Below are 13,372 nucleotides of genomic sequence, written 5' to 3' on the forward strand. Positions count from 1 at the left end.
TTCTATTCACGACTGGGTGACTGGGGCGCCGCGGCCATCCGGGCCGACCTCGGCCAGCGCGCGGAGGAATGTGCTGGTCTCGGCCTCGGTTCCGGCCGTGACTCGGAGCTGGCCGGGCAGGCTCACCTCGCGGATCACGATGCCGCGTGCCAACAGCGCTTCGAAGACGGCGTGCGGGTCGGTCACTCCCCCGAACAGCACGAAGTTGCTGGCGCTCGCGTACGGGCTGTAGCCGAGCGCGCGGAGCTCGCGCACCAGGCGGTCGCGCTGCTCACGGATCTGATCCACCATGCCGAGCATTTCGGCGGAGTGTGCCAGCGCGGCGTTGGCGGCCGCCTGGGTGAAGGCAGAGAGGTGGTAGGGCAGGCGCACCAGGCGCAACGCGTCGGTGACGGCGGGATCGGCGGCTAGGTACCCGACCCGCGCGCCGGCGAAGGCGAAGGCCTTGCTCATGGTGCGCGAGACGAGCAGGCGGGGCCGGCCGGCCAGCAGGCTGAGCGCGCTCGGCGTGCCCTCCGGAGAGAATTCGGCGTAGGCCTCGTCCACGACGATGATCGCGGCGCCGTTCTCGTACTGGCTGGCCTCGTAGACGGCCTCGACCACCTCGAGCGGCAGCGGGGTGCCGGTCGGGTTGTTGGGCGAGCAGAGGAAGACGATGTTGGGCTGGTGCTCGCGCACCGCGGCCGCGGCGTCCTCGGCGCTGATCGTGTAGTCGGCCGCGCGGGGAACGGCGACCCACTCGGTGCCCGTGCCGGAGGCCAGCAGTGAGTACATGGAATAGGTGGGCGTGAAGCCGAGCAGTGTGCGGCCGGGACCGCCGAAGGCCTGCAAGATGTGCTGGAGCACCTCGTTGGAGCCGTTGGCCGCCCAAATGTTGGAAGCGTCGAGGCCGTGGCCGAGGTAGCGGGCGAAGCTCTCACGCAGCTCGGTGAACTCGCGGTCGGGGTAGCGGTTCACGCTGAGCACGGCGGCCGCGACGCGGGCGACGATGTCATGGGCGACGTCTTCCGGGATTCCGTGGCTGTTCTCGTTGACGTTCAGGGCAACGGGAACAACGGCCTGTGGGGCGCCGTATGGCTCCCGGCCGACAAGGTCATCACGCAGGGGAAGATCGCTGAGGTTCGTCACCGTACGAGTCTATGGGCAGCGTCTGGGACGGTGCTCGATCATGACGCCCAGTGCCGGCACCTGCCGGCCCCGGGTGTGGGACCAGCGGTCGCCTTAGTAGCCGGCGGGGATCGCCAGGCGCTGGCCGGCCTGCACCTGGGAGGTCTCGAGCTGGTTGAGCTCGATGAAGGCTGCGACCACGTCGCGCGGGTCCGCCTGCGGCGCCAGATCCTCGGCGAGCGTCCAGAGGGACTCCCCGGGCGGCACAGAGACGTAGTCGAAGGTGGCGCCCTGCTGGGCGGCGTCGCCGGCGACGGCCCCTCCCCCGTTCACGGCGAAGACAAGCGCCCCCGCGACGATCGGCAGGGCGGCAAGCGTCGTGAACACGACACGGCCACGGCGGGTCAATCGAAGGTGGCTGCGAATGACGACAGGCGCAGATGCGCCGGCTTCTGCCTGCATATTCGCCGGGATTGCGGGTGATGCACTCATTTCGACCTCCTCTGGGATTCGCATCCAACCCACAGTCGGGAAGGCCGGAAGCGAAGCTGTGATCCGAACATACATTCGATGAATTCGAATATGCAAGTCTTTCTTCGAGAAAATCTGAAGAAATGCGCGACACACTCGAACATTCGTTTGTCGGGACACTCGCCGAGCGATAAAGTCGAGAGTGTCTGGAGACAGACAATCAGGCACCACTGACACGGTCAGTTGCGCACTGCGCACAGGCGCCGTGCCGCCAAAAAAGTAGGCCGAAGAGTGAGGGCATAACGGTGACGACAGAGCACGACACACCCCCCGACGTGAAGAACGCCGCGAAGCCGGGCAATCGTCGGCGCAAGAGCCTGAGCGCCAAGCAGATGGCGATCCTCGACGTCATCCAGCGGTCCGTCGGCGCGCGCGGTTACCCGCCGAGCATGCGCGAGATCGGCGATGCCGTTGGCCTGGCCTCACTCTCCAGCGTCACCTACCAGCTCAAGCAGCTGGAGCTCAGCGGCTACCTGCGCCGCGACCCCAACCGGCCGCGTGCGCTCGAGGTGCTGATCGAGGTGCCGTCGCAGAACGAGGGCACCGAGAGCGACGAGGGCGAGCGCTTCGCCACCTCCTCCGCCACCGTCGGCGATGCCGCCATGGTGCCGCTGGTCGGGCGCATCGCCGCCGGCATCCCGATCACCGCCGAGCAGCAGATCGATGAGATCTTCCCGCTGCCGCGACAGATCGTCGGCAAGGGCGAGTTGTTCATGCTCAAGGTGGTCGGCGAGTCGATGATCGACGCCGCCATCTGCGACGGCGACTGGGTCGTCGTGCGCGCCCAGAAGACCGCGGAGAATGGTGAGATTGTGGCCGCCATGCTCGACAACGAGGCCACCGTCAAGGTGTTCCGCCAGCGCGACGGCCACACCTGGCTGCTGCCGCGCAACAGCAACTTCGAGCCCATCCTCGGCGACTACGCCGAGATCCTCGGCAAGATCGTCGCCGTGCTGCGCAGCGTCTAGATCGTTCCACACGAGAGGGCCGCCCCGGATTCCGGGGCGGCCCTCTCGCCGTTCAGGCTCGCTGGGGTCAGTGCGTCGTCGCCCGCACCGCCCGGGTCGCCCCGAGCATGTTCTGCAGCGACTCCACCGTCTCCTGGTAGCCGCGCGTCTTCAGCCCGCAGTCCGGGTTGACCCAGAGCCTGCGGCCGGGCACGGCCTGCAGTGCGCGTTCGAGCAACTGCGTCATCTCCGCCACCCCGGGAACGCGCGGCGAGTGGATGTCGTAGACGCCCGGCCCGATGCCGTGATCGAAGCCGCTGCTGGCGATGTCGTCGACGATCTCCATCCGGCTCCTGGCCGCCTCGACGCTCGTCACGTCGGCGTCCAGCCGACCGATGGCATCGATGACCTCACCGAACTCGGAGTAGCAGAGGTGGGTGTGGATCTGGGTCTCCGGTCGCACGCCGGCCGTGGCCAGCCGGAACGAGTCGACGGACCAGTCCAGGTAGGCGGCGTGGTCGGCGCGCTTCAACGGGAGGAGTTCCCGCAGGGCGGGCTCGTCAACCTGGATGATGCCGATCCCTGCACCCTCCAGCTCGGCGATCTCGTCGCGCAGGGCCAGTGCCAGCTGGGTCGCCGTCTCCCCCAACGGCTGGTCGTCGCGCACGAACGACCAGGCCAGGATCGTGACGGGGCCAGTGAGCATGCCCTTCACGGGCTTCGCGGTGAGGCTCTGCGCGTACACCGCCCAGTCCAGCGTGATCGGGGCCGGCCGGGAGACGTCACCCCAGAGCAGCGAGGGGCGGGTGCACCGGCTGCCGTAGGACTGCACCCAGCCGTGCTCCGTGACGGCGAAGCCATCCAGGTTCTCGGCGAAGTACTGCACCATGTCGTTGCGCTCCGGCTCACCGTGCACGAGCACGTCCAGACCGATCTGCTCCTGCAGCGCGATCACCCGGCCGATCTCCTCCTTCATCAGCGCCTCGTACTCGGTGGAGCTGAGCACGCCGGAGTTCAGCCGGGCGCGTGCCCGACGGATGTCGGAGGTCTGCGGGAAGGAGCCGATCGTCGTGGTCGGCAGCAGCGGCAAGTCGATGGCCGCCTCCTGCGCCGCGACGCGCTCGGCGTAGTCGCCGCGGTCGTAGTCGGCGGCGCTGAGCGCGGCGGCGCGCTCGCGCACCGCCGCATCCCGCACGCCGGGCGCCGCCAGTCGCTCGGCCAGGGCGGCAGCCGCGGCATCCAGTTCCGCGCTCACGGCAGCCCGGCCGCCGCGAAGTCCTTCGGCCACCGTCACGATCTGGCCCACCTTCTGGTCGGCGAAGGCCAGCCAGTTGCCGAGCTGGCCGAGCTTGGTCTCCTCCCGAGCGTCGTGCGGCAGGTGCAGCAGCGATGTCGAGCTGGAGACGGACACCGTGGGCGAGAGCGCGGTCACGGCCGTCGCAACGTCCAGAGCCGCCGCCAGATCGCCGCGCCAGATGTTGTGGCCGTCGATGACGCCGGCGACCACGGTCTTCGTTGCGAGGGCGGCCGCGGTCTCGGGGTCGAGCCCGCTCGGGAGCGTGCCCCGCACCAAGTCGAGCCCAATCGCCTCGACGGCGGACGCCGCAAGCACCGGCAGCGCGTCCCCGAGCGCGCCGTACGGCGCAGCGACGAACAGCGCGGGGCGGTTGGTCTCCGCGCCGAGCACACGGTAGGCCTCGGCCAGTGCGGTCAACTGCTCCGGCCGGCTGACCGGAATACTCTCGTTCACGAGGGCCGGCTCGTCCAACTGCACCCAGGTCGCCCCGGCGGCGTGCAGGCGGGCCAGCAGCTCGGCGTAGACGGGGAGCAGGTCGTCCAGCCGGCTGAGCGGCTCGAATCCGGCAGGGGCCTCGTCACTCGCCTTGGCGAGCAGCAGGAATGTCACCGGCCCGACGATCACCGGGCGAGTCAGGTAACCGGCGGCCTTGGCCTCCTCGAACTCGCGGACCAGGCGGTCGCCGGCCAGCCGGAACTCGGTCTCCGGCCCGATCTCCGGCACGAGGTAGTGGTAGTTGCTGTCGAACCACTTGGTCATCTCCAGCGGCAGGTTGTCTCCGGCGCCGCGGGCCAACGTGAAGTAGCCGGCCAGGTCGAGGCTGCCGTCCTCGGCCACGAGGTGCCCGAACCGACTCGGCACGGCGCCGACGGTGACCGCGGCATCCAGCACCTGGTCATAGAAGGAGAAGCTCTCCGGGATCGCGGCGTCCTCACGGCCCAGGCCGAGCGCGGCGAGCCGGCCGCGGGTGGCGGCGCGCAGCTCTGCCGCGCGCTGCTCCAGCTCCGCGGCGGTGATGCTGCCGGCCCAGAACGCCTCGACGGCCTGCTTGAGTTCGCGACGGGGCCCGATCCGCGGGTAGCCGAGGATGGTGCCGGAGGGGAAGGGGGTCGTGGTCATGCGTCGTCCTTACTGGTGAGGTGCCGGCACCGGGTGGGTGCGGGCTGTGGGGTTTTCGGGTGCGGCGGTCGTGGAGACGGAAAGGGCCGAAAATGGCATGGCGGTGGTGCGGAAGGGTGCCTGACGGCCTGTTCGAGCGGGCTGGCTCGTGTGCGGGGCGGGTCGCGTGCGGGGAGGGTCGCGGGCTCGGGCTAGCGGCCGGCGACCGCCGGCATTCGGCCGAGGCGTTCCAGGACGCCGAGCACGGCACGGTGCTGGTTGAAGGTGTACAGGTGCAGGCCGGGCGCGCCGCCGGCGAGCACCTCGCGGGCGAGCTGCGCGATGTAGTCGACGCCGATCTCGTGCTGGCCCTGCTCGCTCGGCTCCACCTCGAGGGCGATCTCCAGCTCTGCGGGGATCTCCTCACCGGTCAGCTCCGCGATCCGGGCCAGCCGAGCCGGGCTGGTCGCGGGCATCAGCCCGGGCACGATGTCGATCGTGACCCCGGCCGCGCGGGCGCGCTCCACGAAACCGAGGTAGTCGTCGGCGTGGAAGAAGAGCTGGGTGATCGCCAGCGTCGCGCCGGCCACCTGCTTGGCCAGCAGGCTGTCGACGTCGGCGCTCGTGCCACGGGCGCGCGGGTGACCGTTGGGGAATGCGGCAACGGCCACGCGCTCCGGGCGGCGCCGGCGCGCGATGCGGCTGCCCTGAGGAACACCGGGCATGCGCTGCTGCGAGAACGGCTCGCGCTCCTCCTGCACCCGGTGGATCAGCTGCACCAATTCGGCGGCGCTGCCGAGGTCGCCGAGTTCGGCGGGCCCGGTCACACCGCTCGGCGGGTCGCCGCGAAGCGCCAGGAAGCTGGTGATGCCGGCATCCAAGAACTGGCGGACCAAGCTGTTCGCCTCGGCGTAGGAGGAGCCGATGCAGGTCAGGTGCGCCATCGGCTCGACGGCGGTGTGCTCGAGGATGTAGCGAAGCACGGTGAGCGAGCGATCCCGGGAGGAGCCGCCGGCGCCGTACGTGACTGAAATGAACGCTGGGTCTGCTTCGGCCAGGCGGTCAATGGTGCGGCCGAGCGCCAGTGCCGCGGCATCCGTGCGCGGAGGGAAGAGCTCAAAAGACACCGGCGGCAGCGACGCGGGCTGGGCGTCGAGACCGGGGGTGGTGTGGTGGTGAGCCATGGCGTTCCTCTGCGGGGTGTCGCCGCCAAACACTGCGCAGGGTGCCGAACCGTTCAGGCCGCGTTCCCCCAGTGTCCCCTGTTCTGGACAGGGGTGACGGCTGTGGATGCGGGCGGGCGCCGGGCTCGGCTTTCGCTCCCATTGTGCCGGTGTGGCAACAACGTTTCACCGAGAATACAACGCGCGGCAGACGCCCGGCAGGCCGTGACCGAATGTGACGACGAGGGCCTCAACGCCCGGCAGCTGCCGCCCCATTCGGCCGGCAGCGCAGGGCGCGCACAGTAAGCGCTGCTAGGCCTCGAGCGCGCCGGCCGGGGCGCGGAACGGCGCGAACAGCGACTCCAGGTCGCTGGCGATGCGGGCGCGCACGAGGGTGCCGTCCTCCACGTACTCAGTCGAGATCACGCGGCCCTTCTCGTGCAGCAGCGAGATCAGGTCGCCACGGTCATAGGGCACGACGAGCTCGATGGCCAGGCTCGGGTCCGGCAGCATCTCGCCGATGGTGGCGAGCAGTTCGTCGATGCCCTCGCCGCTGCGGGCGGAGGCGAAGATGGCGCGGGGCTCGAGGCCGCGCAGCACCAGGCGGGCGTCGTCGTCGATCAGGTCAGACTTGTTGAAGACAATGAGCTCGGGGATTCCGCGCGCACCCACCTCACCGATGACGTCACGCACGGTGGCGATCTGGCTGGCCGGATCGGGGTGGGAGCCGTCGACGACGTGCACGATGAGGTCGGAGTCCGCCACCTCTTCCAGAGTGGAGCGGAAGGCCTCGACCAGCTGGTGCGGCAGGTTGCGCACGAAACCGACGGTGTCGGCCAGCGTGTAGATGCGCCCGTCGGAGGTGGTGTTCTTGCGCACGGTGGCGTCCAGGGTCGCGAACAGGGAGTTCTCCACCAGCACGCCGGCGTGGGTGATGCGGTTGAGGATGCTGGACTTGCCGGCGTTGGTGTACCCGGCGATCGCGACGGATGGCACCGAGTTGCGGCGGCGGTTGGCGCGCTTGGCCTCGCGGGCCGGCTTCATGGCGGCGATCTGCTTGCGCAGCTTGGACATGCGGGTGTGGATGCGGCGGCGGTCCAGCTCGATCTTGGTCTCACCGGGGCCACGGCTACCCATGCCGGCACCGGCGCCACCGACCTGGCCACCGGCCTGGCGCGACATGGAGTCACCCCAACCACGGAGGCGGGGAAGCAGGTACTGCAGCTGGGCGAGCTCGACCTGGGCCTTGCCCTCGCGGCTCTTCGCGTGCTGGCTGAAGATGTCCAGGATGACGGCGGTGCGGTCGATGACCTTCACCTTGACCACGTCTTCGAGTGCGCGGCGCTGGCTGGGCGCGAGCTCGGTGTCGGCGATGACGGTGTCGGCGCCGAGCGCCTGCACGATGCCGGCGAGTTCGCGTGCCTTGCCGCTGCCGAGGAACGTGCTCGGGTCGGGATTGGGCCGGCGCTGCAGCAGGCCGTCGAGCACGGTGGCACCGGCGGTCTCTGCCAGGGCGGCCAGTTCGCGCATCGAGTTCTCGGCGTCATCCACGCTGCCCTGCATGTAGATACCGATCAAGACGACGTTCTCGAGCCGCAGCTGGCGGTACTCGACCTCTGTGACGTCTTCGAGCTCGGTGGAGAGGCTCGGCACGCGGCGCAGGGCGTTGCGGTCCTCGCGGTCGAGCTGTTCACCGTCGCTGGATGCCGCGGCCCCTGCCTCGGTCTGCAGCGCCTGTGCGCCGCTGGAGAAGATGCCGGAGCTGAAGTGGGCTCCGCCCGCGGCTCGAGCGTCGGCGCTAGCCAACACCCGGGCGACCACGTCGTCGCTCTCGAGGGCGTCGGTGCCGGTGCTGTCGTTGGTGGTGTTACTGGCGTCAGTCATTGCTCTCAGTTTACGGGTTCCAATCTGCGATAGATTCGCTGTCATGGCTTCAGAGCATTACTTCAGCGCGGAACCGGGGAGTGAGCTCAAATTGCGCCGCATCACGGTGCGACTCGGCGGGCAGGACCGTGAGGTCACCACCTCCAACGGGATCTTCAGCCCCGACCACATCGACCAGGGCACAGAGGTGCTGTTGCGCTACGCGCCGGCACCCCCCGCCACCGGCGACCTGCTGGACCTCGGCTGCGGCTGGGGCCCCATTGCCCTCACCCTCGCCTTGGAGTCACCGGACGCCACGGTGTGGGCCGTCGACGTGAACGACCGCGCCCTGGAGCTCGTTCGCCGCAATGCCGCCGAGCTCGGCCTGACGAACATCAAGGCGGTGCGCCCCGAGGATGTGCCTGACGATGTGCGGTTCACCACCATCTGGTCGAACCCGCCGATCCGCGTCGGCAAGGACGTGTTGCACTCGATGCTGCAGCACTGGATGCCGCGTCTGCAGGCGGGCGCGGACTCCTACCTGGTCGTGCAGCGCAACCTCGGCTCCGACTCGTTGCAGCGCTGGCTCGAGGCGGAGTTCGCCGGCCGGCTCACGATCGCCCGCGAGGCGATCAGCAAGGGCTTCCGCGTGCTCAAGGCGACCCGCACAGCCGACGCGAACTAACCGCGATGTGACGTGGGCGGTGCGCTCAGCCGAGGCTGAGCACGCCGTCGAAGACGAGTTCGGCCGGGCCGGAGAGCGCGACGTGCTCGCCGTCCTCGGTCGGGAACATGCGCACGCCGAGCACCCCGCCGGGCACCTCGACCCGCCACTGGTTGGGTGCGCCAGCACCGGCCCAGTGCCGGACGGCGAGGGCGGCGGCGGCCGCGCCGGTGCCGCAGGATTGCGTCTCGCCGGAACCGCGCTCGTGCACCCGCATCCGGAACCTGCCGACGCCGTCGTGCACCAGCGGGTCGGCCGGCACCACGAACTCGACGTTCGCGCCGCCGTCCGGGCTCGGCTCGAGCTGCGGGATGTAGCTGAGGTCGGCGGCGTCGAGCTCGGCATCGTCGGCGAGGGCCACGACGACGTGCGGGTTTCCGACGTTGATGCCGAGGCCGGGGCGCGCCACCGGCAGGTTCTTGGCCCGGACCAGCGGCTCCCCGCCTGCGAGACGCCAGCGGCCGAGGTCCACCTGGAAGCCGGTGTGGTTGCTCTGCACGTCGCGGACGCCGGCGCGGGTGCCGATGGAGAGGGTGTCGCCGGAGGGCAGCTCGGCCAGGCCCTGGTCGAGCAGGAACCGGGTGAAGACGCGCACGCCGTTGCCGCACATCTCTGAGGGGGTGCCGTCGGCGTTCCAGTAGTCCATGAACCAGACGGCATCCGGGTCTTCGGCCAGCGCGGCCGCGCCTTCCGGCAGCGCGTCGGAGCGCACGGCGCGGATCAGCCCGTCGGCGCCGATGCCGAAGCGGCGGTCGCACACGGCGGCGATCTGCGCCGGGCTCAGCGGGTGCGAACCGTCCGGGTCGGCGAAGAGCACGAAGTCGTTCCCGGTGCCCTGGCCCTTGGTGAAGTGCAGGTCGAAAGCCATGCGCCCAGTCTAAGCGGCGGGCCGTGTGCGCCCCGGACAGCAGGGCCAGCTCAGGCCGACTAGCTCAGGCCGGCGGCTCCACGGGCGTGGTTCCGGCAGCCCGCCAGGTTGCGAGCACGGCGTCGACGCGGCCCGCGGCGGCATCCGGGGCGTCCTGCTCGGTCGCGGACGGCAGCCAGAGGGCATGCGGGTAACGCTTGAACCAGCTGACCTGTCGGCGGGCGTAGCGACGGGTGAGCTGCTGCGTGATCTCGATCGCCTCGGCCTGACCCACCCGGCCGTGGATCTCGTCGATGGCCTGCGTGTAGCCGATGGCGCGGCTGGCGGTGACGCCCGATTCGATGCCCAGCGGCAGAAGTCCACGCACCTCGTCGAGCAGCCCCTCGGCCCACATCTGCTCGACCCTGCGGTCCAGTCGCGCGGTGAGCACCTCGCGCTCAGCGGCAAGCCCGATGATGGCGAGCGGATGCCAGGGCACCGGTTCGTCGGGCAGGGCGGCCGCGTTGGGCTCCCCCGTGAGCGCGATCACCTCGAGGGCGCGCACGATGCGCCGCCCGTTTGTGGAACCCACCCGAAGCGCGGTCGCCTGGTCGAAGGCGGCCAGGCGCTGGTAGAGCAGGCCGGGGCCGAGTTCAACAAGCTCGGCCTCGAGGGCCGCCCGGATGTCGGGGTCGGTGCCGGGGAAGCGGAAGTCGTAGACGAGGGCGGAGACGTAGAGCCCGGAGCCACCGACAACGATCGGCACGGCGCCGCGCCCGCGGATGTCGTCGACGACGGCGCGGGCCTGCTCCTGGTAGCCGGCGACCGCCGCCTCGTCCCGCACCTCCAGCACGTCGAACATGTGGTGCGGGATGCCGCGGCGCTCGGACAGCGGAAGCTTGGCGGTGCCGATGTCCATTCCGCGGTAGAGCTGCATGGCGTCGGCGTTGACGATCTCGGCGGCGATGCCATCGGCGGCGAGCCGCTCGGCGACGTCGAGGGAGAGCGCAGACTTGCCCGTGCCGGTGGCCCCGACGACGGCGATCAGCGCGGCCGGGTCAACCCCGGGCCGGCTTGCCGGCATCAGCGCAGCTCGTCGTCGGTGTTGTAGATGGGGATCGTCGTCGCGCCGCCGACGCGCAGGCTCGGGAATCCGAGCGAGACCGGTCCGGCCGCTCCCTGGCCGCCGGCCGAGGAGGTTCCGGCCGGCACACCACAGGAATCCGCCTCCTGGCGGTCCCAGGCGTCGCCGGAGCGGGTGCGCCGGATGGCGAGCGGGGCGTCGTCGATGGAGTCAGCGATGAGGAAGAAGGGGGCGGCCTGCGTCACGGTCACCGTGACCACGTCTCCGGGGCGAGGCGTCTCGGAGCCGGCCGGCACCTCGAAGTGCACCAGGCGGCTGTCTTCGGCGCGGCCGGAGAGCCGGTTCGTCTCGGAATCCTTCTTGCCGGCATGGTTGGCGACGAGCACCTCGACGGTGCGGCCGACGACCTTCTCGTTCTCCTCCCAGGAGATGCGGTCCTGCAGGGCGACGAGACGCTCGTAGCGCTCCTGCACGATCTCCTTGGGAATCTGATCGGCCATCGTGGCGGCGGGGGTGCCCTCGCGGATTGAGTACTGGAAGGTGAAGGCCGTCGCGAACCGTGCCTCCTCGACGACGCGCAGCGTCTCCTGGAAGTCCTCCTCGGTCTCGCCGGGGAAGCCGACAATGATGTCGGTGCTGATCGCGGCGTGCGGCATCCGCTCGCGCACCCGTTCCAGAATGCCGAGGAACTTGGCGGAGCGGTAGGAACGCCGCATCGCCTTCAACACCCGGTCGGAGCCGGACTGCAGCGGCATGTGCAGCTGGGGCATGACGGCCGGCGTCTCGGCCATGGCGTCGATGACATCGTCGGTGAACGCGGCCGGGTGCGGGCTGGTGAAGCGAATGCGCTCCAGACCCTCGATGGCGCCGGCGGCGCGCAGCAGTTTGCCGAAGGCGAGCCGGTCGCCGAACTCGACGCCGTAGGAATTCACGTTCTGGCCGAGCAGCGTGACCTCGATGGCGCCGTCGTCGACGAGCGCCTGGATCTCGGCGAGCACCTCGCCGGGGCGCCGGTCCTTCTCCTTGCCGCGCAGGGCGGGCACGATGCAGAACGTGCACGTGTTGTTGCAGCCGACGGAGATGGACACCCAGCCGCTATAGCTGGAGTCACGCTTGGTGGGCAGTGTCGACGGGAAGGTCTCGAGCGATTCGAGGATCTCGATCTGCGCCTCGTCGTTGTGGCGGGCCCGCTCCAGCAGGTTCGGCAGGGCCCCCATGTTGTGGGTGCCGAAGACGACATCCACCCAGGGCGCCTTCTCCAGGATGACGTTCTTGTCTTTCTGGGCCAGGCAGCCGCCAACGGCGATCTGCATCCCGGCGTGACGGCGCTTCACACCGGCCAGGTAGCCGAGGTTGCCGTAGAGCTTGTTGTCGGCGTTCTCGCGCACGGCACAGGTGTTGATCACGACGACATCCGGCTCGACGCCGTCGGCCTTGATGTAGCCGGCGGCCTCCATCGAGCCGCTCAGCCGCTCGGAGTCATGCACGTTCATCTGGCAGCCGTAGGTGCGCACCTCGTAGCTGCGCGCCCGCCCCTCGGCATCGTGTGACGCCGTGGACGGCGCAATGATCGTGGGGTTCTCGCTGACGGTGCTCATGATGGGCTCTAGTTTAGATCAGCGGAACCGCACGCCGCCCGCAGGCCGGCGCCGCGCCGCGAGAGCCGCCTTGACCGCGTCGCGCACGACTCCGGAGCCGTAGCCCTTGCGCATCAGGAAGCCGGTGAGCCGCCGCTCGGCGGTGGCGTCATCGTACGAGCTCAGCTGCCCGGCACGCTTGACCGCCAGCTCCATTGCGCGGGCCCGCTCGTCGTCCTGATCCGATTCGCCGAGCGCCTCGCTGATGATGGCCGGCGCGATCCGACGCCGGTTGAGCTCCTGCTTGATGGAGGAGGCACCGAGCCCCTTGCGTCGCCGCAGCTGGTCCACGACGTTCTCGGCCAGGCGCAGGTCGTCGACGTAACCGAGCCGCTCCATGCGCTCGACCCACTCCTCCAACTCTTCGGCCGGCAGACCGTTCTGTTCCAGGAACTGTTCCACCTCGACGATGGAGAGGTCGCGTCTGGCCAGCTTCTTGAGTAGCGCGCGTTCCAGCACGGCCGGGTCGAATTCCTCGGCCTCGTCCTGGTAGTCGGACTCGTCGCTGTACTCTTCGGTCCAGTCCCCCGGCTCGGCGAACCCGGGCGGAACGGCCAGCGGCCCTGCGTCCTCGTCAAAGCCGCGCTCGGCGAGCTCGCGTTCCGGCTCCACCCACGGGCGCCGGAAGGCCGTGCGGCCAACGCCGGACGTCGTCGTGACGTCGACGCCGGGCGCCGCCCACGGCAGGTAGCTGACCGTGGCCAGCGGCTCAGACCCAGAACCGGAATCAGGCTGTGGCTCTGTCTGTGCTTCAGACGCAGGCTCCGGCGCGGCCGGCTGTGCGGCTTTGAGGGTGCGTTTGGGCTTGGGCTTGGCTGCTGCCAGGGGCGTGACGCGGTGCACACCACCGGCGTCCGCCGAGGTTTCGGCTGCCCCCACGGGCAGAGCCGCCTCGGCAGGAGCCGTAGTCGCCCCAGCGGCCTCAGCAGAAGCCGTAGTCCCCTCAGCAGTCTCAGGGTCAGCCCCGACCTCGGCCGGGGCGCCGGGGCGGGCGCCCGGCTCGGTGCTGCTCTGAGGGTTCTCGTCCTCATCGCCGCTCGAGCCGGGGCCGCCCCACCATCCGATTTCCATGAT

Annotated in this window: 11 protein-coding genes; 2 read left to right on the plus strand and 9 right to left on the minus strand. The window is 70.0% G+C overall.

What is annotated here, in order from left to right; translation table 11 throughout:
* Window positions 1–6: 6 nt before the first annotated feature.
* Window positions 7–1,128 carry a histidinol-phosphate transaminase gene (locus AWU67_RS08780; protein WP_067227978.1) on the minus strand — a complete coding sequence of 374 codons (1,122 nt, stop codon included), beginning with the start codon at window positions 1,126–1,128 and terminating at the stop codon, window positions 7–9.
* Window positions 1,129–1,221: 93 nt separating this feature from the next.
* Window positions 1,222–1,599 (minus strand): LysM peptidoglycan-binding domain-containing protein, encoded by a 378-nt coding sequence (locus AWU67_RS08785; protein ID WP_234407202.1) that lies wholly within the window; start codon window positions 1,597–1,599, stop codon window positions 1,222–1,224.
* Window positions 1,600–1,970: 371 nt separating this feature from the next.
* Between AWU67_RS08785 and lexA the strand changes: the two genes are divergently transcribed.
* On the plus strand, window positions 1,971–2,606 hold the full coding sequence (gene lexA, locus AWU67_RS08790) for a transcriptional repressor LexA (RefSeq protein WP_234407425.1): 636 nt from the start codon (window positions 1,971–1,973) through the stop codon (window positions 2,604–2,606).
* 67 nt (window positions 2,607–2,673) lie between these two features.
* On the opposite strand, the gene metE is transcribed toward lexA, so the two are convergent.
* The 3 genes from metE to hflX all read right to left on the minus strand — a co-directional run bounded on the left by metE (window position 2,674) and on the right by hflX (window position 8,027).
* The gene (gene metE / locus AWU67_RS08795; protein WP_067227983.1) at window positions 2,674–5,001 is read right to left on the minus strand and encodes a 5-methyltetrahydropteroyltriglutamate--homocysteine S-methyltransferase; all 2,328 of its coding nucleotides are present in this window, start codon (window positions 4,999–5,001) and stop codon (window positions 2,674–2,676) included.
* Window positions 5,002–5,192: 191 nt separating this feature from the next.
* Complete coding sequence (locus AWU67_RS08800; RefSeq protein ID WP_067227985.1) at window positions 5,193–6,164, minus strand: methylenetetrahydrofolate reductase; 972 nt, start codon at window positions 6,162–6,164, stop codon at window positions 5,193–5,195.
* A 291-nt stretch (window positions 6,165–6,455) separates the two neighbouring features.
* The gene (gene hflX, locus AWU67_RS08805; protein WP_067227987.1) at window positions 6,456–8,027 is read right to left on the minus strand and encodes a GTPase HflX; all 1,572 of its coding nucleotides are present in this window, start codon (window positions 8,025–8,027) and stop codon (window positions 6,456–6,458) included.
* A 43-nt stretch (window positions 8,028–8,070) separates the two neighbouring features.
* On the opposite strand from hflX, the gene AWU67_RS08810 reads away from it, so the two are divergent.
* Entirely contained in the window at window positions 8,071–8,691 is a 621-nt protein-coding gene (locus tag AWU67_RS08810; protein ID WP_067227989.1) for a class I SAM-dependent methyltransferase, read from the plus strand.
* A 25-nt stretch (window positions 8,692–8,716) separates the two neighbouring features.
* On the opposite strand, the gene dapF is transcribed toward AWU67_RS08810, so the two are convergent.
* The 4 genes from dapF to AWU67_RS08830 form a co-directional block, all read right to left on the minus strand.
* The gene (gene dapF / locus AWU67_RS08815; protein WP_067227991.1) at window positions 8,717–9,598 is read right to left on the minus strand and encodes a diaminopimelate epimerase; all 882 of its coding nucleotides are present in this window, start codon (window positions 9,596–9,598) and stop codon (window positions 8,717–8,719) included.
* Window positions 9,599–9,662: 64 nt separating this feature from the next.
* Window positions 9,663–10,661: a tRNA (adenosine(37)-N6)-dimethylallyltransferase MiaA gene (miaA, locus tag AWU67_RS08820; protein ID WP_067227994.1), complete on the minus strand. Its 999-nt coding sequence runs from the start codon at window positions 10,659–10,661 to the stop codon at window positions 9,663–9,665.
* On the minus strand, window positions 10,661–12,259 hold the full coding sequence (gene miaB / locus AWU67_RS08825; protein WP_067227997.1) for a tRNA (N6-isopentenyl adenosine(37)-C2)-methylthiotransferase MiaB: 1,599 nt from the start codon (window positions 12,257–12,259) through the stop codon (window positions 10,661–10,663). The genes miaA and miaB overlap by 1 nt, the downstream gene beginning before the upstream one ends.
* Before the next feature lie 18 nt (window positions 12,260–12,277).
* Entirely contained in the window at window positions 12,278–13,369 is a 1,092-nt protein-coding gene (locus AWU67_RS08830) for a regulatory protein RecX (protein ID WP_082716873.1), read from the minus strand.
* Window positions 13,370–13,372 lie beyond the last annotated feature (3 nt).

Origin of the sequence: Microterricola viridarii, from assembly GCF_001542775.1 — a bacterium.
Classification (GTDB): domain Bacteria; phylum Actinomycetota; class Actinomycetes; order Actinomycetales; family Microbacteriaceae; genus Microterricola; species Microterricola viridarii_A.

Coding starts and splice junctions, on each gene's coding strand:
- AWU67_RS08785 (WP_234407202.1), bottom strand. CDS start 1,599: ATGAGTGCATCACCCGCAATCCCGGCGAATATGCAGGCAGAAGCCGGC.
- lexA (WP_234407425.1), top strand. CDS start 1,971: ATGGCGATCCTCGACGTCATCCAGCGGTCCGTCGGCGCGCGCGGTTAC.
- metE (WP_067227983.1), bottom strand. CDS start 5,001: ATGACCACGACCCCCTTCCCCTCCGGCACCATCCTCGGCTACCCGCGG.
- AWU67_RS08800 (WP_067227985.1), bottom strand. CDS start 6,164: ATGGCTCACCACCACACCACCCCCGGTCTCGACGCCCAGCCCGCGTCG.
- hflX (WP_067227987.1), bottom strand. CDS start 8,027: ATGACTGACGCCAGTAACACCACCAACGACAGCACCGGCACCGACGCC.
- AWU67_RS08810 (WP_067227989.1), top strand. CDS start 8,071: ATGGCTTCAGAGCATTACTTCAGCGCGGAACCGGGGAGTGAGCTCAAA.
- dapF (WP_067227991.1), bottom strand. CDS start 9,598: ATGGCTTTCGACCTGCACTTCACCAAGGGCCAGGGCACCGGGAACGAC.
- miaA (WP_067227994.1), bottom strand. CDS start 10,661: ATGCCGGCAAGCCGGCCCGGGGTTGACCCGGCCGCGCTGATCGCCGTC.
- miaB (WP_067227997.1), bottom strand. CDS start 12,259: ATGAGCACCGTCAGCGAGAACCCCACGATCATTGCGCCGTCCACGGCG.
- AWU67_RS08830 (WP_082716873.1), bottom strand. CDS start 13,369: ATGGAAATCGGATGGTGGGGCGGCCCCGGCTCGAGCGGCGATGAGGAC.